Raw genomic sequence first — 21,788 nt, 5'->3', positions numbered from 1 at the left:
GGACCGACGACCCTGTTCCCACCAACGGAAGGACACCACTGATGACCAAGCAGTCCATCTTCGGACGGATCTCGCAGCTGCTGCGAGCCAACGTCAACGCGCTCATCGACCAGGCCGAGGACCCCGAGGTCATGCTCGACCAGATGGTGCGCGACTTCACCAACTCCATCGCCGATGCGGAGGCCGCCATCGCCGAGACCATCGGCAATCTCCGGCTCCTCGAGGACGACCACCGCGAGGACGTGGACGCGGCGCGCGAGTGGGGCGAGAAGGCCATGGCCGCGAGCCGCAAGGCCGACCAGCTCCGGACCACGGGCGACGCCGCGGGCGCGGACAAGTTCGACAACCTGGCCAAGGTCGCGCTCAGCCGGCAGATCTCCTCCGAGAACGAGGCGCGCGCCGCCGAGCCGCAGATCGCCGCCCAGACCGAGGTCGTCGAGAAGCTCAAGGCGGGCCTCAACGGCATGAAGCAGAAGCTCGTCGAGCTCAAGAACAAGCGCAGCGAGCTCATCGCCCGATCGAAGACGGCCGCGGCGCAGCAGCAGGTGCACGAGGCCGTGAAGTCGATCGACATCCTCGACCCGACGAGCGAGCTCGGCCGGTTCGAGGACAAGGTGCGCCGCGAGGAGGCCAAGGCGCGCGGGCAGGCCGAGCTGGCCGCATCGAGCATCGACGCGCAGTTCAACGAGCTCGACGACCTCGGTGAGCTGACCGAGGTCGAGGCCCGGCTCGCCGCGCTCAAGGCCGGTGGCGCACAGGGCGGCATCGCCGGGTCCTGATCGACCGGGCGGCCGCGGGCGAGCGGCCCGCGGCCGCTCGGGGCCGGTCGGCACGACGGCGGGCGGAACGGAGGGGGCCACGACGTGGCCGGTGCGGAGATGACCCGCGATGAGGCGGCTCGGGTGCTGGGCGTCCAACCCGACGCCGCCGCGTCGGAGGTGGACCGCGCCTACCGTCGGCTCGCGCGCGATCTCCACCCCGACCGCTTCGTGGGGTCGAGCCCGGACGAGGTGCGGGCCGCCAGCGCGAGGTTCGTCGAGGTGACCCGGGCCTACCGGCTCCTCGCCGAGTCCCCCGCCGGCGCGCGCCGGCGGGCGACGGGTCCCGTGGTGGTGGAGCGTCCCCCCGCCTCGGGTCCCGCAACCCCGGCGGTCGTCGTCCGGCCTTTCAGCCCCTGGCTCTTCGGCACGTGGACGGCGGTCCTCCTCCTGGGCGTGGTGCTCTCGACCGCGACGGGTCCGCTGATCGCTCCGGTCGACCTCTGGGGGCGGCTGGCGCTGCTCGTCGCCGCCGCGGTCGCGACGGGCCTGACCCGGCGTCGCTGGGCGTGGTGGGCCACGCTCGCCCTGCTCGGACTGAGCGGTGCCGCGGTCATCGCCTCGACGACGGTCGCCGGCCTCCTCGGCCTCGGGATCATGGCCGTCGGCTGCGTCGGCCTCGCGGTGCAGGCGGGGCTGGTGCGCTTCCCGGACCAGTAGCGCGACCCCTCGCTCGCGAGGGCGTGGCCGGCGGGCCCATACTGGGACCATGCCGGCCGCGTTCCTCGTCGTCCCCGAGTGGCAGGGCTCCGTGTCCGCGCGCGCGATGAGCCATGCCGACGGCGCTCGCGCGATCAGCGGCGACCTGCCCTCCGCCGCCACCGTCATGGTCGACGTGCCCGTCGAGGCGGGCGAGGCGCTCGGCACCGGCGTCCATCGCTTCAGCGCCATCCGCCGGGTCGGCGACCGCATGCGCGAGGCGATCGCCGGACTCGGACGGACGCCCATCGCGATCGGCGGCGACTGCGGCATCGCCCTCACGTCGGTCGCCGCGGCCACGCGAGGCGACCCGGAATCGCTCGCCGTGCTCTGGCTGGACGCGCACCCCGACCTGAACACCCCCGACACCAGCCCGTCCGGCGCGTTCAACGGCATGGTGCTGCGCGCGATCGCCGGCGAGGGCGCCGAGGGGCTCGTGCTCGGCGACCGCGAGCGCGTGGCGCCGGCACGGCTCGTGCTCGGCGGCGTCCGCTCGGTCGACGACGGCGAACGCGCGTTCATCGACGCGCACGGCATCCCGGTGATCGACGCCGATCGGTTCGGCGACGTCGACGCGGTCGTCGCGGCCCTCGCGGCGACCGGGGCGACGCGAGTGTACGTCCACGTCGACCTCGACGTGCTCGATCCGTCCGCGATCGCGGGGCTCTCCTACCCGCTTCCGTTCGGGGCCGATCCGGAGGACCTGGTGGTGCTGGTGCGGTCGGTGGTGCAGCGGATGCCGCTCGCCGGCGCGTCCATCGCCGGCTTCGCCCCGGCCTCGCCCGAGGCCGCGATCGACGACCTGCCGACGATCCTGCGCCTGATCGGGGCACTGGCGTCCGGCACGGCCTGACCCCACCGGCGTGCGGGACGTTCCGGCCGCCCGTTCCCCTCGGCGGCTCGGCTCCCTAGGCTGGCGAGGTGACCGGACCGCCAGGGACCCGGCACGGGAGGGAGCCCGAATGGTCCGGGAGTTCGACCTGGTGGTGCTCGGCGCGGGGGCGGTCGGCGAGAACGTCGCCGACCGGGCACGCGCGGGCGGCCTCGAGGTGGCGGTCGTCGAGCACGAACTCGTGGGCGGCGAGTGCACCTTCTGGGCCTGCGTGCCCTCGAAGACCCTGCTGCGCGGCAGCGCGGCGCTCCGTGCCGCGCGCGAGGTCCGCGGCGCCGCCGCGGCCGTCACCGGCGCGCTCGACGTCGAGGCGACGTTCGCCCGACGCGACTACTGGACCTCCGACTGGCGCGACGCGGGCGGCGTGCACTGGCTGACCGGCACCGGCGCCCACCTCGTCCGAGGGCACGGACGGCTCGACGGCGAACGCCGGGTCATCGTCGCGCCGGCCGACGGCGGCCCCGAGGAGGTGCTGGTCGCGCGGCACGCGGTGGCCGTCTGCACGGGGTCCAGCCCGATCGTCCCGGACGTGCCGGGCCTCGCCGACGCCCGGCCCTGGTTCAGTCGCGACGCCACGAGCGCGCACCACGTGCCGTCGCGGCTGGCCGTGATCGGCGGCGGCGTCGTCGCCGCCGAGATGGCCACGGCGTTCGCCGGCCTGGGGTCGGAGGTCACGATGCTCGTGCGGCACGACCTGCTGGGCACGCTCGAACCGTTCGCCGCGGAGCTCGTGGGCGACGGCCTCCGCGAGCTCGGCGTCGACGTCCGGCTGCACACGAGCGCGCGCCGCGTCTCGCGCGATGCCGACGACGCCGTCGTGCTCGAGCTCGACGACGGGTCGACGCTCGTCGCCGATGAGGTGCTCGTGGCCACCGGTCGCCGCCCGCACTCGGACGGGCTCGGCCTCGAGTCGGTCGGGCTCGAGCCGGGCTCCCCGATCCCGGTCGACGACAGCCTCGCGGTGACCGCGACGGCGACGGACGGCGCGCCGCCCTGGCTGTACGCCGCGGGCGACGTCACCGCGCGGGCGCTGTTCACGCACCAGGGCAAGTACCAGGCCAGGGCGGCCGGCGACGTGATCGCGGCGCGCGCGCTCGGCCGTCCGGTGGACACCGGCCGGTACGGGATCCACGTCGCGACGGCCGACCACACCGCCGTGCCGAGCGTGGTCTTCTCCGACCCCGAGGTCGCGAGCGTGGGACTGACCGTCGCGGAGGCGGCCGACCGGGGACTCGAGGTGCGCACGCCCGAGGTCGACTTCTCGAGCGTGAGCGGGGCGGGCATCCTCGCCGACGACTACGCCGGGCACGCGATGCTCGTCATCGACGACGAGCGCGATGTCGTGGTCGGCGCCACGTTCGTCGGCCAGGGCGTGTCCGAGCTCGTCCAGCAGGCGACGATCGCGATCGTCGGCGAGGTCCCGGTCCTGCGCCTCTGGCACGCCGTGCCGCCGTTCCCGACCCTGAGCGAGGTCTGGTTGCGACTGCTCGAGGCGGACGGCCGACCGGAGGCCGGCGCGTGAGCCGGATGGTGCGCATCCGGCTCACGGACTCGCCGATCAGCGTGGCGGGCTACTGGTGGGCGACGGCGATCGGGTTCTGCTGGGGCTTCCTGTGGAGCCGCGGCAGGATCGAGCTGCGCGAGGGACTGCTCGTGTTCCGCGGGATGCCGTCGTGGACCTTCGGCCGCGGGGGCTCGTGCGTCGGTCGGTGCTACCTGACCGCCGAGAACGACGCCGACACGGTGCTCGGCCACGAGGCGGTGCACCGGGAGCAGTGGCGCACGTACGGCCTGCTGTTCCCGGTCCTGTACTGGATGTCGGGTCGCGACCCGCTGCGCAACCGGTTCGAGATCGAGGCCGGACTCGAGGCCGGCGGGTACCTGCCGCGACGGCGGCGGGCGGACCGCACCGCCTGAGCGACTCGGTCGGACCGTCGCGGTCACCACACGGGCGGACGCCGCCTGCCGCGTCGCGACGCCCGCTCGAGCTGCGCCGCGAGGGCGAACAGCGTCGCCTCGCCGCCCGGGCGGCCGATCAGCTGCACGCCCATCGGCAGCCCCGCCTCGGTGTCGTGCACGGGGAGCGTGAGCGCGGGCAGCCCGGCCACGTTCACGAACGAGGTGTAGGGCGTGAACCGCACCTGCTGCGCGAAGTTCTCCTCGCCGTCCTCGGCGTCGTACCATCCGACCGGCCGCGGCGTCATCGCGAGCGCGGGCGTGAGCACCACGTCGACCGAGGCGAACCGCGCGATCGTGCGCCGCTCGAACCCGGTGAGCCATGAGAGCGCCCCGGCGAGCTCGGCCGCCGAGCGTTCGCGGCCGCGTTCGACGAGCCACCGCGTGAGCGGTTCGAGCCGGTCGTGCCGGGCATCGGGCACCGGGATGCTCGCCGCGCCCGCCTGCCAGATCGTCCGGAACGCCGCCGGGTAGTCGGGCTCCGGCGAGGGTGCGAGCTCCTCGACGCCGTGCCCGGCCCGGTCGAGCAGCGCGACGGCGCGGTCCAGCGCCGCGCGCGCCGACTCGTCGATGCGGATGTCGGTGAAGTCGTCCCACGGCGTGTCGAGCATCACGCCGACCTGGAACCGGCCCTCGCCGCGGATGGCGGCGCCGAGGTACGGGCCCTCCTGACCCGGTGCCCGCAGCGCGAACGGATGCGCGGCCGGGTACCCGCGCGGCGCGACGAGCCCGTCGAGCAGCAGTGCGGCATCGGCGACGGTCCGGGCGATCGGCCCGACCACCCCGAGCCCGGCGAGCCGGTCGATCCCGGCACCCGACGGCACCCGGCCGCGCGACGGCTTCACGCCGACCAGCCCGCACGACGCCGCCGGGATGCGCACCGATCCGCCGCCGTCGCTGCCGGGGGCGAACGGCAGCAGCCCCGCGGCCACGGCCGCCGCCGCGCCCCCGCTCGACCCGCCCGCCCCGAGCGAGAGGTCCCACGGGTTGCGCGCGGGGCGGCCGGCGAGCGGCTCCGTGTACGAGGGGAGCCCGAACTCGGGCGTCGCCGTCTTGCCGAGGCTCACGGCGCCGGCGACGTCGACGGCCTGCACGAGGTCGTCCGACGCCTCGGCCACCTCCCCCGCGAACGCCCGCGAGCCGAAGCCGGCCGGCACCCCGGCGCGGGGGTGGAGGTCCTTGTCGCCGATCGGCATCCCCCACAGCGGCGCGGCGTGCGCCACGTCGCGCTCGACGACCCGCGCCCGCTCGCGAGCCGCGTCGGGCGTCACGTGCGCGAACGCCCCGACCGGTTCGTCGAGCCGGGCGATGCGGTCGAGGTAGTGCTCGGTCGCCTCGAGCGGCGTCACCTCGCGCCGCTGCAGGAGCTGGTGCAGCTCCAGCGCGGTGAACTCGTGCAGGTCCTCGTGCAGGTCGGCCACCCGTCGAGCCTACGCACTCCGACGCGCGCGGCGGGCGGGGGCCTACTTCAGCGTCTTCTGCAGCAGCACGGTCCCGAGCCACCGGTCGAACTTGAACCCGACCCGTCCCATCCGGCCCGTCTCGCGGAAGCCGAACTTCTCGTGCAGCGCGATCGACGCATCGGCGCCCTGGTCGGCGATGACGGCGATCATCTCCTTCATGCCGGCCTCCTTCGCCGCGTCGATCAGTGCGCCCATCAGGGCTCGGCCGAGCCCCTTGCCGGATGCCGCCGGGCCGAGGTAGATCGACGTCTCGACCGTGTAGCGGTACGCCCGCTTCTGCTTCCACGGCGACACGAGCGCGTACCCGAGCAGCTGCCCGGTCGGCGACTCCGCCACGAGGAAGGGCATGCCGAGCCGGTGCAGCCAGGAGTACTTCTGCTTCCACTCGCGCAGGCTCATCGCGTCCTCGTCGAAGGTGACCGTGGAGTTGGCGACGTAGTGGTTGTAGATCTCCCGCACCGCGGGCAGGTCCGCGGGCCTCGCCCGGCGGATCTCGTACGAGAACGGCGCCTCGGGGGTCTCGCGACGACGGAGGTGCCTCGGCAGCACGCGGCGCGTCTGGTATTCCTCCTCGAGCATTCCGCCATGCTACGCGCGGGAGATTGCGAACACGTGACGGATCGCGAGGGATCCCGGAGGGCTCGCGCTCAGGCGGGGATCGCCCAGTCGACGGGCTCGCCGCCCTGCGCGACCAGGAGCTCGTTCGCACGCCCGAACGGCCGCGAGCCGAAGAACCCGCGGCTCGCCGAGAGCGGGCTCGGGTGCGGGGACTCGATGCGCGGCACGTCGCCGAGCAGCGGCGCGAGCCCCTGCGCGTCGCGACCCCACAGGATGGCGACGAGCGGACCGCCGCGCGCGGCGAGCGTGCGGATGGCATGGTCGGTGACCCGCTCCCAGCCCGCGCCGCGGTGCGAGGCCGGCGCGCCGGGACGGACCGTGAGCACCCGGTTCAGCAGCATGACACCCCGCGTGCTCCACGCGCCGAGGTCGCCGTGCGGGGCGGGCGGCACGCCGAGGTCGTCGGCGAGCTCGCGGTAGATGTTCGCGAGGCTCCGCGGCAGCGGCCGCACGTGCGCTTCGACCGCGAACGAGAGGCCGATCGGATGCCCGGGGGTGGGGTACGGGTCCTGGCCGACGATGAGCACCCGGACGTCGGGCACGGGTTGCCGGAACGCGCGGAGCACGGCGTCGCCCGCGGGCAGGTACGGGCGTCCCGCGGCGACCTCGGCACGCAGGAAGTCGCCCATCCGCGCGAGGTCGGGCGCCACGGGCTCGAGCGCCTCGGCCCAGGTGGCGTCGATGAGCCCCGCCTCGGCGAGCTCGGGCAGCGAGCGCGCCATCAGCCGGTGATGCTCCGCACCGAGACGCCGTCGCCGTCCGGGGTGACGCTCCAGACGCTGCCGGCGCCCGCCACGCGCAGGCCCGCCGCGCCGATCGAGAAGAGCGTGTCCTCGTCGATCGCGATCCCGCCGTCGACCATCCGCGCCTCGGTCGCGGCGATCAGCCTGGTGAGGGTTCCCCACTGCGCGGCGTGGCAGTCGATCGTGAGGTCGACGAGGCCGATGCCGGCCTCGACGGTCACCTCGTCGAGCTCCTCCCCCGCGTCCTCGGGCGCGACCGGCACGCCGCCGATGCGCCAGCCGCCGAGCAGTGCGGTGTCCGCGGCGATCGCGGCGCCGGCCGAGAAGCCGAGGTAGGGCTCGTCGGCGGCGGCCCGACGGCGCAGCTCGGCCGCGACGGGCTCGACGGCCCGACGGTATGCGGGCGTCGCGCCGCCGCCGACGAGCACCGCGTGCGCGCCCGCGAGCGCGGCGAGCTCGAACGCGCCGTCATCGCGCACGACCGTCGCGGCGACCTCGACGTCGGCGACCGACTCGAGCGTGCCCCGCCACCGGTCGCCGAGCGCCGCCGCCTCGTCGTCGGGAGCGACGAGCAGCACCGCGATGCGCGGACGGTCGGCCCCCGAGCGCCCGGCGGCCTCGGCCGCCTCGGCCAGGAACGGAGCGTAGACGGATGCCGCGTGCGCCGGGTCCCACCCTCCGCCGACCAGGTGCACGCTCATCGTGCCGCCTCCGGCGCCTCGACCGGCGGCAGGGCCGACCACGGGAAGACGATCCAGTCGTCGGTCCTCCGGACGTCGAAGTCCGGCACCAGCACGGTCCTGGTCTTGGTGTAGAGCGTGGCCGTGCGCACGTCGGCGCCGGCCTCCTCGAGGAGGTCGACGACCTTGCGCAGCGTGCGACCGGAGTCGGAGACGTCGTCGACGAGCAGGACGCGCCGGTCCGCCAGGGCGGGGGCGTCGAGCATGGGCGGATGGAGCACCGGTTCCGGGAGCCGCTCGTCGACGCCGGTGTAGAACTCCACGTTGATCGATCCGCACGACTTCGTCCCGAGCGCGTAGGCGATCGCGCCGGCGAGCAGGAGGCCGCCGCGCGCGATGGCGATCACGACGTCGGGGCGGAAGCCCGACGCGAGCACCTCGGAGGCCAGCCGTCGCGCGGCGTCCCCGAAGTCGTCCCAGGTGAGGATCTCGCGACGGGGGCCGTCGTCGCCGGTGGCGGCGTCATTCGCGTCGAACGTCATGCCCGTCAGGCTACCGGTCGCCGTCAGGCCCGTCCCCGTCACCCGACGCCCCGTCCGCACGGTCGTCCGGGTCCGCACGGAGCGCCTCGCGTTCCGCGAGCAGGTCGCCGGGCTGCGCGTGGCCGCTCCGGATGGCGGCCAGCCGGTCGTTCAGCAGCGAGATCACGGTCGCGGACGCGACGCCCACGATCGCGATGCCGCCGATCATGAGCAGCACCGCCCAGAGCCGTCCGACCGTCGTGACGGGGTACGTGTCCCCGTACCCGACGGTGGTGAGGGTCACCACGGCCCACCACAGGGCGTCGCCGAAGTTGGTGATGGTGGCGCCGGGAGCGTTGCGCTCGGCCTGCAGCGTCGCGACCGCGAGGAAGAAGACGTACATCGCGGCGTAGGCGACCGCGGTGAGCACGAAGTTCGCCCGGACCGCGCCGGCCGTGCGCCGTTGCAGGAACTTCACGTGCTGCAGGAGCGAGACCACGCGCAGGGCCCGGAAGACCGGCAGGAACACCGAGAGGAGCTCGATCGGATGCGTCCGCGTGTACGCCCATCGGGCGCCGGCGGGCGTGAGCGCGAGCCGGACCGCGAAGTCGACGATGAAGGCGATCCAGGTGATGACGTAGACCGCGTTGAAGAATCCCCGCCACCGCGAGGCGAACTCGGGGAACAGCACCGCCCCGACGTACGCCGCGACGAAGAGGATCCCGAGCACGGCCATGACGCCGGACGTCCGCTCGATCCAGCGCTCGCGGCGCCCCTCCCGACCGATCCTCATCGCGCCCGTCTCATCCGTCGCGGTCCCGCCTGACGGCCAGCGGTCCCCTCGCGAGCCGGTGCGGCGCGGCCTGCGCGACGGGCTTCACGATCACGAGGTCGAGGTCGACGTGCCGGGGCTTCGTGATCGCATCGGCGATGACGCCCGCGATGTCCTCGGCGACGAGCGGTTCCGGCACGTCGTCGTAGACGGCGTCGGCGCGCTCGCGATCGCCGCCGAAGCGCACGAGCGCGAACTCCTCGGTCCGCACCATCCCCGGCGCGACCTCCACGACGCGGATGGGCTCGCCGTTGAGCTCCAGCCGCAGCACCTCGGTGATGGCGTGCGCGGCGAACTTGGCGGCGTTGTACCCGCCGCCGCCGACGTACGCGGTGTGCCCGGCGATCGAGGTGACGTTCACGATGTCGGCGACGCCGCGCCCCTCGGCCCCGCGGCGGAGCAGCGGCAGCAGTGCGCTCGTGACGCGCTTGAGCCCGAGCACGTTCACCTCGAACATCCACGACCAGTCGGCGAGGTCGGAGTCCTCGACCGACGCCAGCCCCTTCGCCCCGCCCGCGTTGTTCACGAGCGCGTGCACCTCGCCGGTCCCGGCCAGGTGCTCGGCCAGTGCGGCCACGTCGGCGTCGCTCGTCACGTCCGCGACGAACGACTCGGCACCGGTCTCCTCGGCGAGCGCGGCGAGCCGGTCCTCGCGCCGGGCGACGGCGACGACGGTCCATCCGGCGGCGACCAGCGCGCGGACCGTCGCGGCGCCGATCCCCGAACTGGCACCCGTGACGACTGCGCGCAAGCGTTCCATGCCGCCCATTCTGCACTGCCGGGCACAGGTGCCGGTGCGGCGGTCGCGAGGTGCGCCAGAATGGGCGGATGGAACCGACCGCCCTCGCACGCCCGGCACGACCGCAGCGCAAGCGCCGCGTGCCGCTGTGGGACAACGCGCGTTGGATCGCGATCACCCTGGTCGTGGTCGGCCACGGCATCCTGCCGCTCATCGCCGAGGACGACGCCGCCTACAGCGTCTACCTGTTCATCTACTCGTTCCACGTCGCGGTCTTCGTCACGGTCTCCGGGTACTTCGCGAAGTCCGGCCCGCCGAACGCGCGGGCGATGCGGCAGGTCCTCACCGACATCGTGTTCCCGTACTTCATCTTCGAGACCATCTGGACGGTCATCAAGGGCCTGCTCGGGTGGGGATGGGTGTTCGACTACACGTCGGCGTCGTGGACGCTCTGGTTCCTCATCGCCCTCGCGATCTGGCGCATCGCGCTCCCCTACCTCGTACTCCTGCGCTACCCGCTGATCATCGCGATCGCCGTCTCGATCGGCGCCGGGTACACGACCGAGATCGACTCGACGCTCGCCCTCACGCGGACCTTCGGCATGCTGCCCTTCTTCGTCTTCGGCTGGAAGCTGCGGCAGTGGCGCATCACCGATCGGTGGCTCGACCTCTCGACCGCCGTGACCTGGCGCTGGCGGGCCGGCGCGATCGCGCTGTTCGCGGCGCTGCTGGTCGCACTGCCGTCGGCGATCGAGATGTGGCGCGACGTGCGGCTGCGCCGGTTCATGCTCTACGACGAGTCGTACGAGGCGATCGGCTACGACGAGCCCTGGTCGGGCGCCATCCGGCTGTTCCTGCTCCTGCTCGCGATGCTGCTCGCGGTGGCGTTCCTCGTGCTCATGCCGCGGCGCGCGACCTGGTTCACGGCGTTCGGCAGCGCGACCATGTACATCTACCTCCTGCACTCGTTCGTGCTCTTCCCCCTGCGACAGACGCCGCTGCTCGAGGGCGAGCAGCCGTGGTGGGTGCTGCCCGCGATGATCGCCTTCTGCGTGCTCGTCGCGATCGTGCTGTCGCTGAAGCCCGTGCGACGCCTCTTCCGGCCGCTCGTGGAGCCTCGGGCACGGTGGCTGTTCCGCCCCGAACCCGCGACCGCGACCGGAACGATCGTGCTGCCGGAGGAGGCGCTGCCGCCTCTTCCGCCGTCGCGCGCCGAGCGCGACGGCACCGCGGGCCCCCGGACCGACGGCGACGGTCGCGCATGACGCCGTGTTGCGCGGGGCGTTGAGGAGCGCCGCGGGCCGGCCGTAGCTTGGGCGGCGGATGCGGGGGGACCGCACCCCGACCGCGTAAGGAGTCCCACATGGCCGACCAGACCGCCGACTGGCGCTTCGAGACCAAGCAGGTCCACTCGGGTGCCGCACCCGACCCGGTGACCAAGGCCCGGGCCACGCCGATCTACCAGACCACGTCGTACGTCTTCGACTCCGCCGAGCACGCCCAGAACCTGTTCGCCCTCGCCGAGTTCGGCAACATCTACACGCGCATCATGAACCCGACGCAGGCGGTCGTCGAGGAGCGCCTCGCCGCGCTCGAGGGCGGTTCGGGCGCGCTGCTCGTCTCGTCGGGCCAGGCGGCGGAGACCTTCGCGGTGCTGAACATCGCGCAGGCCGGCGACCACATCGTCTCGTCGAGCTCGATCTACGGCGGCACCTACAACCTCTTCAAGTACACGCTCGCGAAGCTCGGCATCGAGACCACCTTCGTCGAGAACCAGGACGACGCCGACGAGTGGCGCCGCGCCGTCCGGCCGAACACGAAGCTGTTCTTCGGCGAGACGATCGGCAACCCGAAGATCAACATCCTCGACCTCGGACTGGTGTCGGGCATCGCCCACGAGCACGGCATCCCCCTCATCGTCGACAACACGATCGCGACGCCGTACCTCATCCGTCCGCTCGAGCACGGCGCCGACATCGTCATCCACTCGGCGACCAAGTTCCTCGGCGGCCACGGCACGGTCATCGGCGGCGTCATCGTCGACGGCGGCCGGTTCGAGTGGTCGAAGAACGTGGAGAAGTTCCCCGGGCTCACCGAGCCCGATCCGTCGTACCACGGCGCGAGCTACACCGCGGCGGTCGGCGACCCGCTCGCGTTCATCATCAAGGCGCGCGTGCAGCTGCTGCGCGACCTCGGCTCCTCGATCGCGCCGGCGAGCGCGTGGCAGCTCATCCAGGGCATCGAGACGCTCTCGCTGCGCATCGAGCGCCACGTGCAGAACGCGCAGGAGATCGCCGAGTGGCTCGACGGCCACCCGGACGTCGCGCACGTGAACTACTCCGGGCTGCCCTCGAGCCCCTGGTACGCAACCGCCAACCGGTACGCCCCGAAGGGCGTCGGCGCGGTGCTCTCGTTCGAGCTGAAGGGCGGCGTCGACGCCGGTCGCGCGCTCGTGGACAACCTCTCGCTGTTCAGCCACCTCGCGAACATCGGCGACGTGCGCTCGCTGGTCATCCACCCGGCGTCGACGACGCACTCGCAGCTGACCCCCGAGCAGCAGCTCACGACCGGGGTCACGCCCGGCCTCGTGCGCCTCTCGGTCGGCATCGAGAACATCGACGACCTCAAGGCCGACCTCGAGGCCGGCCTCGCCGCGGCACGTCGCGCGTCGGAGGCGGCGCGCGTCTAGCGGCCGGACGGGCGGTCAGGATGCCGCGTCCCGCGAGGGGCGCGGCATCCGGTCGTCCGGACGGGGATCCGGGCCGCCGTAACATCCGCCCGGGCGCCCCGGTGCTCGGGGAGAATCGGAGACATGGACTGGCAGACGACGGCGGAGACGGTGCCCGCGAGCATCGTCCCCGAGGCGCGTGCCGCCCACCAGCTCGCCAGTCGCGCGCCGGCGACGGGCGCCTGGCGCGAGGGCGATCCGGTCGGCGATCGGCGCTTCGCGCACCTCGGCGCCCTCGCGCTGGAGTCCGGACTGGAGCTGCCCGACGTCCGCATCGCCTACGAGACGTGGGGCGAGCTCTCCCCCGCCGGCGACAACGCCGTCCTCGTCCTGCACGCGCTCACGGGCGACAGCCATGTGCTCGGCCCGGCGGGTCCGGGGCATGCGAGCGCCGGCTGGTGGGGCGAGGTGGTCGGACCGGGACGGGCGATCGACACCGACCGGTGGTTCGTCGTGGCTCCGAACGTGCTCGGCGGGTGCCAGGGTTCGACGGGTCCGGCGTCGGTGGCGCCGGACGGCGTCGAGTGGGGCGCTCGGTTCCCGTTCGTCACGATCCGCGACCAGGTGACCGCGCAGCTGGCCTTCGCCCGTGGACTCGGCATCGATCGCTTCGCCGCGGTCCTCGGCGGCTCCATGGGCGCGATGCACGTGCTCGAGTGGGCGCTCATGGCGCCCGACGCCGTCGAGCGGATCGCGGTGCTCGCCGCCCCGGCCGCCGCGACGGCCGACCAGATCGCGCTGAACTCGGTGCAGCTCGAGGCGGTCCGCAGCGACCCGGCCTTCCGCGGCGGCGCGTACTACGACGCGCCCGACGGCGAGGGCCCGAACCGTGGGCTCGCACTCGCCCGGCGGATGGCGATGCTCAACTACCGCACGCCGGTCGAGCTGAACCATCGCTTCGAGCGCAGCTGGCAGTCCGACCTCGACCCGCTCGGCGGAGGCGGGCGCTTCGCGGTCGAGTCCTACCTCGACTTCCACGGCAACCGGTTCACGCGGCGCTTCGACGCGAACAGCTACCTCGTGCTCACCGAGGCGATGAACTCGCACGACCTCGGGCGGGGTCGAGGCGGCGTGGCCGCGGCGCTCGACCGCATCGACGCGACCGCGCTCGTGCTCGGCATCGACAGCGACCGGTACTTCCCGGTCGACGGCCAGCACGAGATCGCGGCCGGCCTGCGTCGCAGCATCCACGGCCGGGAGCCCGTCGTGCTGCGTTCCGACTACGGCCACGACGCGTTCCTGATCGAGCACGAGGCGGTCGGCGACTGGCTCTCGCGCCTGCTGGCGGCCTGACGCCCCGCCGAGCCCGGGCCGGCACCCGGATCGAGACCGTTTGGCCCACGTCCGGGGGACGTGATGCGGTACCTTCGAGAGGATGTCGCGGTGCGTGGACGCGCCCGGAGCCGAGGGGGTGGGATGCGGCGGATCGACAAGGAGCGTGACCGCCTGCTGCGCCGCCTCGCGCGGGTCGGCGGCCTCACCGGGGCGGCGATCGCCCTCGGCTGCCTCCTGGTCCCCGGCGCCCTCCCGCAGTCCCGGTTCGCCCTCGCCGCAGCCCTCGCCGTCGCGGTCGGTGCCCTCGCTGGCCTCGCGACGACGCGCTCGGCCGCGCTGCCCACCGTCGCCGCGGTCGCCGCCGCCACCGGGCTGATGCTCGTCGTCGGCCTCGACGCCGACGTGGACCCGGCTGCCGCGACCGCGATGGCCGCGACGGGGTCGCTGACGACCGCCTCGCTCGGCATGCCGCTCGTCGTGCGTCGCTCGGGCGCCGCCGCGGTGACGGCGATCGCGGGCACGATGCTGCTCGCGATCGGCGCGTCGGCGGTCGCCGGCGCCGACATGCGGCTCGTGGCGCTCGCGACGGCGGCCGGGTGGATCGCCGCCGTCATCGTCGCGGTCTGGCTCGCCCGGGCGATCGACCGGGCGGCCGAGCGGATCGCTGAGGTCGGCCGTGCCCACGAGGCCGAGCGGCTCGCGAGCGAGTCCGAGGCGCAGCATCGCCAGGACGCCCGCGTCCTGCACGACACGGTGCTCGCCACGCTCAGCCTGCTCGCGCACTCGGGCGTCGGGGTGGGGGCCAGCGCCCTGCGCCAGCAGGCCGGCGACGACGCGCGCCTGCTCAAGCAGCTTCGCCTCGGTGCACCGCTCGAGAACGGCTCGAGCGCGATCTTCTCCCCCGACTCCACGTCCGACGGCCTCGGAGCGACCTTCGAGTCGGTGCGCCAGCGGTTCGCCAGGATGGGACTCGACGTCCACTGGCACGGTGCCAACCATCTCGTGCTCCCGCGCGACCGGCTCGACGCGCTGCTCGGCGCGCTCGGCGAGTGCCTCGAGAACGTCCGGCGGCACGCCGGCGTCGCCGTCGCGGACGTCACCGTGACCGACGACGAGAAGACCGTGCGCGCGATGGTCACGGATCAGGGCGCGGGCTTCGAGCCCGCGAGCGTCGACCCGGCTCGACTCGGCTTCGCGGAGTCGGTCGTGGGCCGGCTGCACGCCGTCGGCGGGCGCGCACGCGTGTTCAGTTCGCCGGGATTCGGCACCACCGTGATGCTGGAGGTGCCGAAGCCGTGAGCCTGCTCCGCCGAGCCCCCGAGCACGACGCGTCGCCCGACACGACGCACGAGGTCCTCTTCCACCGCCCGAGCCGGTCCGCGCGCGCCGCCGAGGACATCCGCAGCGCCCACGGCGGACGGCGACTCGCCGCGGGCGTCACCGCGGCCGCGAGCATCATCCTGCTCGGGCACGCCGTGCACGCGATCGGGCTCATCGGCCAGTACCCGCCCGGCACCGGCCCGGGTGCGGCCTGGATCGCCCTCGCGGTCATCGCCGCGGCGATGGTGGTCGCCACGCGATGGCTCTCCCGCGTCGGCGACGTGACCTACGCGCTCATCCTCGTCGCGCTCGTCATCCCGATCTGGCTCGACCTGGCCGGAACGGCGGGGCTGCTGCACCTCGGCATCACGCCGACGGCGGCGCCCGCAGCGGCCGCCCTCCTGCTGCCCGTGACCGCCTTGCGCGAGACCCGCACCCCGGTCGTCGCGTGCGCGGTCATCGCCGGCGTGCTCGCCGTCGCGGCGTTCGTGCAGGCCCCGCTCGCGGGGACGTGGACGGTGGTCGGGCTCGGAGTCGCGGCGACCGCGATCGTGCCGGCGGTGATCGACGCCATCGCGGTGCGCGGGTTCCGCAGGCTGGTCGGGCGCGAGCTCGACCTGACGCTCGTGCAGTCGACCGTCGCGACGCCCCGCACCGCCGTCGGGATGCGCGCATCCGAGGAGCTCGCGGAGCTCGACTTCGACGCGGAGGCGCTGCTGGAGGACGTCGGCTCGGGGCGCATCGAGCTGCCGGTCCCGCCCGAGGCGGCGGCGCGCGCCGGAGACCTCGCCGCGCGCCTGCGCGTGCGCCTCATCGAGGGCCGCACCGACACCTGGCTGCGCCACGCGGTGACGGAGTCGGCCTACCTCAGCCGGCGCGTCACCGTCGACGACCCGACCGGCGTCGCCGGGCTCCTCGCCCCGGCCCAGCGGGAGGGCATGCTGCTGGCGCTCTGGCTCATCGCCGGCCAGCGGCGCCGGAAGGCCGTCGAGCCACCGCTGGAGGTGCTCGTGCTCATCCGCGAGGCGGACGCCGACGACGTCGGCACCGCCGACGAGGGTGGCGATGAGGGTCCGGCGGCGCGGCTCGCCGTCCGAATCGAGGTCGGTGGTCTCACGGCGCGCCGAGTCGATGCCGCTGCATGGGATGCGCTCGATAATGTCGGTGTACACGAGGTCGCCCCGGGCCCCGAGGGGTTCCGGGTCGAGATCGACTGCCGGATCGACCCCACGATCCGGAACCCGGCGCCGCCCAGCGCCGCGAACCCGAGGGGAGCATGACGTGCCCGAACCCCAGCTTCCACCCATCCGACTCGCGGTCGTCGACGACCACCGCATGCTGCTCGGCGCGCTCTCCGAGTGGCTGCGCGCCGCGACGGCCGACGTCGACCTGGTCGCCGCGGTCCCCTCGTGGTCCGAACTGCTCGCGCATCCGGAGTTCCCGGTCGACGTCGTGCTGCTCGACCTCGACCTGCGCGACAACATCCCGATCTCCATCAAGCTCTCGACGCTGAAGTCGGCCGGCGTGCGCACCATGCTCATGAGCACGTACTCCGAGCCGGCGGTCGTGCGCGAGGCACTCGGAGCCGGCGCGCTGGGGTACCTCGTGAAGTCGGAGCCGGTCGAGACCATCGTCGAGGCCATCCGCGCCGCGCGCGACGGCGACACCTACCTCTCCGGCGAGCTCGAGGAGGCGCTCGTCGGCGACGCCTCGGCGCCACGGCTGAGCGCCCAGGAACGCAGGGTCATGGCGCTCTACGGGGCGGGCCAGCCGGTGAAGGCGGTGGCGTTCCAGCTCGGCATCTCCGAGGAGACCGCGAAGAGCTACCTGAAGCGGATCCGGGAGAAGTACCGGCTCGCGGGCTACGACGTCGGCACGAAGGTCGCGCTGCGCAAGCGCGCGATCGCCGACGGCATCCTGCTGCAGTCGGAGTAGGACGGCCCGGCGTCGACCCGACCCGCCGCCGGATCAGTCGCCGACGGCGCCGATCGCCCCGGTGACCGAGGGCAGCGGGATGCCGCGGCGCCGACGGGCGCGGTCGAGCGCGAAGGTGCCGACCGCGAGGGCGCTGCCCGCGATCGTGAGCAGCAGCCCGACCCAGACGGGCGCCACGTAGCCGAGCCCGCCGGCGATCACGAGGCCGCCGAGGATGGCACCCAGGCTGTTGCCGATGTTCAGGGCCGAGTGGTTCAGCGCCGCGGCGATCGACTGGCTGTCGCGAGCCACGTCGAGCAGCCGCGCCTGGATCGTCGGCGAGAGCGCGGCGGCCGCCGCGCCGACGAGGAAGACGCCCACGCCGAGCCCGACGGGGTGCGCGGCGGCGACCACGAGGAACAGGAGGGCGCCGGCGAGGATCCCGAAGAAGAGGTACATCGAGCGCCGCACGCTCCAGTCGGCGAGACGTCCGCCGACGAGGTTGCCGATCGTCATGCCCAGCCCGAACACGACGAGCACCAGCGGCACCGCCCCCGCCGGGAGCCCGGTCACCTCCGTGGCCAGCGGCGCGACGTAGCTGTACACCGCGAAGAGTCCGCCGAACCCGATCGCCCCGATCGCGAGCGCGAACCACGCCTGCGCGCGCGTGAAGATCCGCAGCTCGCGCCCGATCGTCGCAGCGGGGTCGCCCGGCTGGTGCGGCACGGCCGCGGCGACGGCGAGGAACGTCACGACGAAGATGCCGGCGACGGCGAGGTAGGCGACGCGCCATCCCGCCTGCTGCCCGAGCCAGGTGATCGCCGGGACGCCGACGACGTTGGCGATCGTGAGGCCGCTGAGCACGAGCGCGACCCCGCGCGCCCGCTTGCCGGGGCCCATGAGCCCGGCCGCCACGAGCGAGGCGATCCCGAAATAGGCGCCGTGCGGGAGCGCCGCGGCGAACCGCGCCGCGACCACGAGTTCGAACGTCGGCAGCAGCGCCGAGGCGATCGTGCCGAGGCTGAACGCCGCGAGGAGGGCGAGCAGCAGCCGCTTCCGGGGCCACCGAGCGGCGGCGGCGGCGATCGTCGGTGCGCCCACGACGACGCCGAGCGCGTAGGCCGAGATGATCCACCCGGCGGCGGCGTTCGCGGCCTCGGTCGAGGTCGCCGAGAGGCCCGGGAGCAGGTCGGCGGCCATGTCGGGCAGCAGGCCCATGGCCACGAACTCGGTCGCACCGATGCCGAAGCCGCCCATCGCGAGCGCGAGCAGCGCGAGCCGGATGCGCATCGGCGATGCCGTGGTCGTCCCCGGCTGCTCCGTGGTCATCGCCCGATCATCGCATGGATCGAATCGATTCGACAAACGCAGCCGACGGCCACGACGAGGTCCGCGGCATCCGGCGACCCTCGTCGGTCAGCCGTTGCGCTCGATCGCGCTCTCGAGCCGATCGAGCTTCGCGTCGAGCTCGCCGGCGTACCCGGGACGGATGTCGGCCTTCAGCACGAGCGAGACCCGCGAACCGTAGGCGGCCACCGCGTCGCAGGCCTGCCGCACGACCGCCATGACCTCGTCCCACTCCCCCTCGAGCTCGGTGAACATCGAGGTCGTGCGGTTCGGCAGGCCCGACTCCCGCACGATCCGCACGGCGGCCGCGACGGCATCGTGCACCGAGCCGTCGTCACGCCCCGTTCCACTCGGTGCGACCGAGAACGCCACCAGCATGCGGATTCCTCCTCGAGGTACGGGCGGCATCCACCGCCGGATCGGAGCCGGGGCGCACGCCGCGTGACGGCGCCGGCCGGCGCCGGACGCGTCCAGCCTGCCACACCGCGTGCAGCGACCAGCCGAGCAGCACCACGAGGAGCACCACCTTCACCGTCAGCAGCAGCACCAGACCGGGATGGGCGATGAGCAGCCAGTCGTACCAGTACGGGTAGATGGCCTGCGTGAGGGCGGCGATCGCGCAGGCGAGCGCCGCGGGGGTCAGGAACCGGGCGCCGCCGAGCGCGATGCCGAGCACGACCGGCGCGGCCAGCCAGGTCGTGAACTGCGGCGACCCCACCTTGTTCGCGAGCACGAGCACGAGGGTGAACGCCAGGGCGAGCGGCGGGAGGAGCGCGCCCGCCGGCGCCCCGCGGCGAGCGGCACGAATGCCCAGCGCGAAGACGGCCGCGACGCCGACCAGCATGAGCGGCGTGGTGAGCGCCGCGGCCGTCTCGACGCCGGGCCCGGCGACCTGGAAGGTCAGGATGTCCCGGTCGTACGCGATCGTCGCCTCGGACGTCCCGGCCACGATCCACCAGAGCCAGCCCACCGCGAGCGGCGCCTCGACCTGCAGTCCACGACCCGCCTGCTCGCCGACGAAGCCGAGCGCGTTCGGCCCGGCCCCGGCCAGCAGGCTCACGGCGAGGATCCCGAGCGAGAGCGCCGCAGCCACCGTCGCCACCTCGAAGCGCCGCCGCAGCGCGACGATCATCGCCGCGACGAGCGCCGCGGGCCACACCTTGATCCAGGTCGCGATCGTCAGCAGGCTCGCTGCGACGCGCGGACGTCCCGCGGCCCAGAGCAACCCGACGATCGCGAACGGCACCGTGACGGCGTCGATGCGGCCGAGCGCGATCGGACCGAGCAGCAGCAGGAACGCCAGCCACCACCACGCCGCCGTCCTGCGGCGACGCGAGAGCACCCCGGAGCCGAGGAGGATGGAGAACGCGAGCGCGTCCAGCGCGGTCACCATCGCCAGCCAGGTCTGCCCGTACCACTCGGCGCCGAACGCGAGCGCCGAGGTCATCGGCGCGAACGCGAGGATCGGGTACACCCACGGCGCATCGATGCCCATGCGCAGCCAGCCGTGCTGGGCGTTCTCGGCCCACACCCGGTAGACGCCGGTCACGTCGCCGAACGGCTGGCCGGGACCGGAGAGGTTGAGCGCGGCGAGCCACAGGTGCACGGCGGCGAACGCGACCCACAGCGCCGCGCGCCCGGCGAGCGCGGCGCGGATCCGGCGGGGGCGGGAGCGACCGTGCGCCGCGTCCACTCGTCCCGCCGTCGCCACGTCAGCGCCCGAGGAGGCGGCCGACGACGGACGGCACGGCCTGCGCCACGTCGAGCGCGGTGACGGGACCGCCGTGCCACGCGTCGCTCGCGGCGCGCGCGGCGGCGGAGTGCAGGAAGGCCGCCGTCGCGGCGAGCGGCGCGAGCAGTCCGGCATCGCGCGCGAGTGCCTCGTGGTGCGTCGCCGCGAGCGCGCCGAGGATGCCGCCGAGCACGTCGCCGGTCCCGGCGCTCGCGAGCCAGTGCGTGGTCGCGGTCACGGTCAGCCGGATGCCGTCGGGCGCGCAGACGTGCGTGACCGCGCCCTTGAGCAGCACGGTCGCCTCCAGCGCGCCCGCGGCGCGCACCGCCCAGCCTCCGGGGTCGGCCGCGACCTCCTCCGGGGTGCACGTGAGGTCGCGATCGGACAGGAGGCGCGCGAGCTCGCGGGCGTGCGGCGTGACCACGACGGGCCCGGTGGCGCGTTCGACGAGGTCGAGCGCGCCCGCGTCGATCACGGCGGGCATCGCGCCGCCCAGTGCACGGTCGAGCTCCTCTTCGAGCGCCGCCGACCGGTTCGACGGGTCCATCCCGGATCCGACGAGCCAGGCCTGCACCCGCCCGGCGACGCCGACGGTCTCGGGCCGCGCGGCGAGCACCGCACGGCGGACGTCACGGGGGCCGAGGTAGCGGACCATGCCGACGCCCGTGCGGTGCGCCGCCTCGACGCCCAGCACGGCGGCGCCGGGGAAGTCCGGCGATCCGGTGATCACGCCGAGCACGCCCCGCCGGTACTTGTCGTCGTCGGCGGCGGGCGCGCGCAGGAGGCGCGCCGCGTCGTCGGCGGTCCACTCCCGCCATGTCCCGGTCCGCATGAGCCAACGATAGGTTGAGTGGCATGCCGTCGACCATCCACGCGCCGATCGCCCTGTCGCCCCGAGTGGTCGTGTTCGACTACGGCGAGGTGATCTCCCGCGCCCCCTCCGCGGCGGACCGCTCCGAACTGCTGGCGAGAGCGGGCGTGTCGGCCGATCGCGCCTCGGCGTTCTGGTCGGCCTACTGGGCCCACCGCGACGAGCTCGACCGCGGCACGCTCCCGATCGCCGAGTACTGGCGGCGGGTCGCCGCCGACCTCGGCGCCGACTGGTCCGACCTCGACGTGCACGAGCTCTGGGCCATCGACCACCGGAGCTGGCTCAGCGTCGATCCCGACACCCTCGCGGTGCTGCACGCCCTGCGCGCGGGCGGCACCCGGCTCGCGCTGCTCTCGAACGCCGGGCCGGACTTCGGCGGATGGCTCCGGCACGGGTCGTTCGCCCGACTCTTCGACGCCGTCTTCGTCAGCGGTGAGCTGCAACTGGTCAAGCCGGACGCCGAGATCTTCCGGCACGTCATGCGCGAGCTCGGGATCGGCCCCGGCGAACTGGTGTTCGTCGACAACAAGGCGGTCAACGTCGACGGCGCCGTCGCGGTCGGCGGGACGGGGCACGTGTTCGAGGATGCGGCGGGCCTCGAGGCCTGGCTGCGGGACCTCGCCGCGTGAGCCCCGACGAG

General features: G+C 74.0%; 23 protein-coding genes. 12 read left to right on the top strand and 11 right to left on the bottom strand.

Annotated features, from left to right (window positions below; all coding sequences use genetic code 11):
- Window positions 1-41: 41 nt before the first annotated feature.
- From ABME01_RS05690 to ABME01_RS05670, 5 genes are all read left to right on the top strand, one after another.
- On the top strand, window positions 42-779 hold the full coding sequence (locus tag ABME01_RS05690) for a PspA/IM30 family protein (protein ID WP_353827402.1): 738 nt from the start codon (window positions 42-44) through the stop codon (window positions 777-779).
- A gap of 84 nt (window positions 780-863) precedes the next feature.
- Window positions 864-1,478: a J domain-containing protein gene (locus ABME01_RS05685; RefSeq protein ID WP_353827401.1), complete on the top strand. Its 615-nt coding sequence runs from the start codon at window positions 864-866 to the stop codon at window positions 1,476-1,478.
- 49 nt (window positions 1,479-1,527) lie between these two features.
- Window positions 1,528-2,370, top strand: a complete 843-nt coding sequence (locus ABME01_RS05680; protein ID WP_353827400.1) for an arginase family protein — start codon at window positions 1,528-1,530, stop codon at window positions 2,368-2,370.
- 109 nt (window positions 2,371-2,479) lie between these two features.
- Window positions 2,480-3,931 carry a dihydrolipoyl dehydrogenase family protein gene (locus tag ABME01_RS05675; protein WP_353827399.1) on the top strand — a complete coding sequence of 484 codons (1,452 nt, stop codon included), beginning with the start codon at window positions 2,480-2,482 and terminating at the stop codon, window positions 3,929-3,931.
- Between the two features lie 5 nt (window positions 3,932-3,936).
- The gene (locus ABME01_RS05670; RefSeq protein ID WP_353827503.1) at window positions 3,937-4,326 is read left to right on the top strand and encodes a Fe-S oxidoreductase; all 390 of its coding nucleotides are present in this window, start codon (window positions 3,937-3,939) and stop codon (window positions 4,324-4,326) included.
- A 23-nt stretch (window positions 4,327-4,349) separates the two neighbouring features.
- Here ABME01_RS05670 and ABME01_RS05665 read toward each other — a convergent pair whose 3' ends face one another.
- The 7 genes from ABME01_RS05665 to ABME01_RS05635 form a co-directional block, all read right to left on the bottom strand.
- Complete coding sequence (locus ABME01_RS05665; RefSeq protein WP_353827398.1) at window positions 4,350-5,786, bottom strand: amidase; 1,437 nt, start codon at window positions 5,784-5,786, stop codon at window positions 4,350-4,352.
- A 42-nt stretch (window positions 5,787-5,828) separates the two neighbouring features.
- Window positions 5,829-6,407, bottom strand: coding sequence for a GNAT family N-acetyltransferase (locus ABME01_RS05660; RefSeq protein WP_353827397.1), 579 nt, complete (start codon window positions 6,405-6,407; stop codon window positions 5,829-5,831).
- A gap of 68 nt (window positions 6,408-6,475) precedes the next feature.
- A complete protein-coding gene (locus ABME01_RS05655; RefSeq protein ID WP_353827396.1) occupies window positions 6,476-7,168 on the bottom strand; it encodes a uracil-DNA glycosylase in 693 nt (230 codons plus the stop codon).
- The gene (locus ABME01_RS05650) at window positions 7,168-7,890 is read right to left on the bottom strand and encodes a type 1 glutamine amidotransferase family protein (protein WP_353827395.1); all 723 of its coding nucleotides are present in this window, start codon (window positions 7,888-7,890) and stop codon (window positions 7,168-7,170) included. The genes ABME01_RS05655 and ABME01_RS05650 overlap by 1 nt, the downstream gene beginning before the upstream one ends.
- Window positions 7,887-8,411: a phosphoribosyltransferase gene (locus ABME01_RS05645; protein WP_353827394.1), complete on the bottom strand. Its 525-nt coding sequence runs from the start codon at window positions 8,409-8,411 to the stop codon at window positions 7,887-7,889. The genes ABME01_RS05650 and ABME01_RS05645 overlap by 4 nt, the downstream gene beginning before the upstream one ends.
- Window positions 8,412-8,421: 10 nt before the next feature.
- Window positions 8,422-9,183 (bottom strand): potassium channel family protein, encoded by a 762-nt coding sequence (locus ABME01_RS05640; protein WP_353827393.1) that lies wholly within the window; start codon window positions 9,181-9,183, stop codon window positions 8,422-8,424.
- Between the two features lie 10 nt (window positions 9,184-9,193).
- On the bottom strand, window positions 9,194-9,982 hold the full coding sequence (locus tag ABME01_RS05635; protein ID WP_353827392.1) for an SDR family oxidoreductase: 789 nt from the start codon (window positions 9,980-9,982) through the stop codon (window positions 9,194-9,196).
- Between the two features lie 68 nt (window positions 9,983-10,050).
- On the opposite strand from ABME01_RS05635, the gene ABME01_RS05630 reads away from it, so the two are divergent.
- From ABME01_RS05630 to ABME01_RS05605, 6 genes are all read left to right on the top strand, one after another.
- Entirely contained in the window at window positions 10,051-11,226 is a 1,176-nt protein-coding gene (locus tag ABME01_RS05630; protein WP_353827391.1) for an acyltransferase family protein, read from the top strand.
- Between the two features lie 98 nt (window positions 11,227-11,324).
- Complete coding sequence (locus tag ABME01_RS05625; protein ID WP_353827390.1) at window positions 11,325-12,650, top strand: bifunctional o-acetylhomoserine/o-acetylserine sulfhydrylase; 1,326 nt, start codon at window positions 11,325-11,327, stop codon at window positions 12,648-12,650.
- A 123-nt stretch (window positions 12,651-12,773) separates the two neighbouring features.
- On the top strand, window positions 12,774-13,982 hold the full coding sequence (gene metX / locus ABME01_RS05620; RefSeq protein WP_353827388.1) for a homoserine O-acetyltransferase MetX: 1,209 nt from the start codon (window positions 12,774-12,776) through the stop codon (window positions 13,980-13,982).
- A gap of 123 nt (window positions 13,983-14,105) precedes the next feature.
- Window positions 14,106-15,263 (top strand): sensor histidine kinase, encoded by a 1,158-nt coding sequence (locus ABME01_RS05615; protein WP_353827387.1) that lies wholly within the window; start codon window positions 14,106-14,108, stop codon window positions 15,261-15,263.
- Entirely contained in the window at window positions 15,260-16,564 is a 1,305-nt protein-coding gene (locus tag ABME01_RS05610) for a hypothetical protein (RefSeq protein WP_353827386.1), read from the top strand. Before ABME01_RS05615 ends, ABME01_RS05610 begins: the two co-directional genes overlap by 4 nt.
- A gap of 1 nt (window position 16,565) precedes the next feature.
- Window positions 16,566-17,219: a response regulator gene (locus ABME01_RS05605; protein WP_353827385.1), complete on the top strand. Its 654-nt coding sequence runs from the start codon at window positions 16,566-16,568 to the stop codon at window positions 17,217-17,219.
- Between the two features lie 33 nt (window positions 17,220-17,252).
- Here ABME01_RS05605 and ABME01_RS05600 read toward each other — a convergent pair whose 3' ends face one another.
- The 4 genes from ABME01_RS05600 to ABME01_RS05585 form a co-directional block, all read right to left on the bottom strand.
- Complete coding sequence (locus tag ABME01_RS05600; protein WP_353827384.1) at window positions 17,253-18,527, bottom strand: MFS transporter; 1,275 nt, start codon at window positions 18,525-18,527, stop codon at window positions 17,253-17,255.
- An 87-nt stretch (window positions 18,528-18,614) separates the two neighbouring features.
- Window positions 18,615-18,923 (bottom strand): thiamine-binding protein, encoded by a 309-nt coding sequence (locus tag ABME01_RS05595; protein WP_353827383.1) that lies wholly within the window; start codon window positions 18,921-18,923, stop codon window positions 18,615-18,617.
- Window positions 18,880-20,238 (bottom strand): hypothetical protein, encoded by a 1,359-nt coding sequence (locus ABME01_RS05590; RefSeq protein ID WP_353827382.1) that lies wholly within the window; start codon window positions 20,236-20,238, stop codon window positions 18,880-18,882. Before ABME01_RS05590 ends, ABME01_RS05595 begins: the two co-directional genes overlap by 44 nt.
- 19 nt (window positions 20,239-20,257) lie before the next feature.
- Window positions 20,258-21,109, bottom strand: a complete 852-nt coding sequence (locus ABME01_RS05585) for an ADP-dependent NAD(P)H-hydrate dehydratase (protein WP_353827381.1) — start codon at window positions 21,107-21,109, stop codon at window positions 20,258-20,260.
- Between the two features lie 23 nt (window positions 21,110-21,132).
- Here ABME01_RS05585 and ABME01_RS05580 point away from each other — a divergent pair, with 23 nt between their 5' ends.
- Window positions 21,133-21,777 carry an HAD family hydrolase gene (locus ABME01_RS05580; protein ID WP_353827380.1) on the top strand — a complete coding sequence of 215 codons (645 nt, stop codon included), beginning with the start codon at window positions 21,133-21,135 and terminating at the stop codon, window positions 21,775-21,777.
- The last annotated feature ends 11 nt before the right edge of the window (window positions 21,778-21,788 follow it).

This window comes from Agromyces litoreus, assembly GCF_040496015.1.
Taxonomy (GTDB): domain Bacteria; phylum Actinomycetota; class Actinomycetes; order Actinomycetales; family Microbacteriaceae; genus Agromyces; species Agromyces litoreus.
This window is presented reverse-complemented; position numbering and strand designations above follow the sequence as displayed.

Bases quoted from the DNA above. Each gene is read 5' to 3' on its own strand.
- ABME01_RS05690 (WP_353827402.1), top strand. From the start codon at position 42: ATGACCAAGCAGTCCATCTTCGGACGGATCTCGCAGCTGCTGCGAGCC.
- ABME01_RS05680 (WP_353827400.1), top strand. From the start codon at position 1,528: ATGCCGGCCGCGTTCCTCGTCGTCCCCGAGTGGCAGGGCTCCGTGTCC.
- ABME01_RS05675 (WP_353827399.1), top strand. From the start codon at position 2,480: ATGGTCCGGGAGTTCGACCTGGTGGTGCTCGGCGCGGGGGCGGTCGGC.
- ABME01_RS05670 (WP_353827503.1), top strand. From the start codon at position 3,937: ATGGTGCGCATCCGGCTCACGGACTCGCCGATCAGCGTGGCGGGCTAC.
- ABME01_RS05660 (WP_353827397.1), bottom strand. From the start codon at position 6,407: ATGCTCGAGGAGGAATACCAGACGCGCCGCGTGCTGCCGAGGCACCTC.
- ABME01_RS05655 (WP_353827396.1), bottom strand. From the start codon at position 7,168: ATGGCGCGCTCGCTGCCCGAGCTCGCCGAGGCGGGGCTCATCGACGCC.
- ABME01_RS05650 (WP_353827395.1), bottom strand. From the start codon at position 7,890: ATGAGCGTGCACCTGGTCGGCGGAGGGTGGGACCCGGCGCACGCGGCA.
- ABME01_RS05645 (WP_353827394.1), bottom strand. From the start codon at position 8,411: ATGACGTTCGACGCGAATGACGCCGCCACCGGCGACGACGGCCCCCGT.
- ABME01_RS05640 (WP_353827393.1), bottom strand. From the start codon at position 9,183: ATGAGGATCGGTCGGGAGGGGCGCCGCGAGCGCTGGATCGAGCGGACG.
- ABME01_RS05635 (WP_353827392.1), bottom strand. From the start codon at position 9,982: ATGGAACGCTTGCGCGCAGTCGTCACGGGTGCCAGTTCGGGGATCGGC.
- ABME01_RS05630 (WP_353827391.1), top strand. From the start codon at position 10,051: ATGGAACCGACCGCCCTCGCACGCCCGGCACGACCGCAGCGCAAGCGC.
- ABME01_RS05625 (WP_353827390.1), top strand. From the start codon at position 11,325: ATGGCCGACCAGACCGCCGACTGGCGCTTCGAGACCAAGCAGGTCCAC.
- metX (WP_353827388.1), top strand. From the start codon at position 12,774: ATGGACTGGCAGACGACGGCGGAGACGGTGCCCGCGAGCATCGTCCCC.
- ABME01_RS05615 (WP_353827387.1), top strand. From the start codon at position 14,106: ATGCGGCGGATCGACAAGGAGCGTGACCGCCTGCTGCGCCGCCTCGCG.
- ABME01_RS05600 (WP_353827384.1), bottom strand. From the start codon at position 18,527: ATGACCACGGAGCAGCCGGGGACGACCACGGCATCGCCGATGCGCATC.
- ABME01_RS05595 (WP_353827383.1), bottom strand. From the start codon at position 18,923: ATGCTGGTGGCGTTCTCGGTCGCACCGAGTGGAACGGGGCGTGACGAC.
- ABME01_RS05585 (WP_353827381.1), bottom strand. From the start codon at position 21,109: ATGCGGACCGGGACATGGCGGGAGTGGACCGCCGACGACGCGGCGCGC.
- ABME01_RS05580 (WP_353827380.1), top strand. From the start codon at position 21,133: ATGCCGTCGACCATCCACGCGCCGATCGCCCTGTCGCCCCGAGTGGTC.